The 799-nt window shown below is 33.0% G+C and carries 1 protein-coding gene; it reads right to left on the bottom strand.

Going from position 1 to position 799, the window contains the following annotated elements; genetic code table 11:
* Positions 1-799 (bottom strand): DDE-type integrase/transposase/recombinase (locus HLA95_RS30375; RefSeq protein WP_222185165.1); only part of this gene is annotated, 799 nt, incomplete at both ends.

The following is a 799-nucleotide window of genomic DNA, read 5'->3' as shown; positions in this document are numbered from 1 at the left end:
ACCACTCTATTTCCCACATAGCAAGCGGTGTTAATCGCTTCCGCCCAAAAGGTTCTAGGAATTTTATGTTCATTAAGCATGGTTCTACCCATCTCTTGTAATGAACGATTCTTCCTTTCAACCACTCCATTTTGTTGTGGAGTTCTTGGAGCTGAAAAATTATGTGAGTATCCTTGTTCATCACAAAAATTTTCGATGTCTTGATTTTTAAACTCTCTACCCCTATCACTTCTCACACTAATGATGGAGTGACCTTGTTCTTTTTCAATTCTTTTGCATAATTTAATAAATTCGCCACTAGCATCACTCTTGTGAGCAAGGAATAAAACCCATGTATATCTTGAATAATCATCAACTATAACAAAGGCATAGAGTTTACCACCAAGACTTTCTATATCATTTGGTCCAAACAAATCAAGATGTAACAACTCCAAAGGCCTAGATGTAGATATATGCGCTTTGGTTTTAAAACTAGTTTTGATTTGTTTTCCAAATTGGCATGCATCACAAATTTTGTCTTTTGAAAAATTAGCTTTGGGCAAGCCTACAACAAGATTATTTCTAGAAAGCTTTTGAAGTAAATCCATATTAGCATGCCCAAGTCTTCTATGCCATAGCCAATTTGCTTCTTGTAAAGCCGAAAAACATGTTACATCTTGAGATGTTAAATTTTCAAAACATGTGATGTAAACATTTCCAAAACGATTTGCAACAAGGATATTGTTTTTGTTTTTATTTAAAATATTACAAGAATTTGATGTAAAATTCACATAATAACCATTATCACATAATTGACTAA

It is taken from the genome of Geminicoccus harenae, from assembly GCF_019800005.1.
Taxonomy (GTDB): Bacteria; Pseudomonadota; Alphaproteobacteria; order Geminicoccales; family Geminicoccaceae; genus Geminicoccus; species Geminicoccus harenae.
Note: the sequence above shows the minus strand (reverse complement) of the source record. Positions and strands in the feature narration are given on the sequence as shown.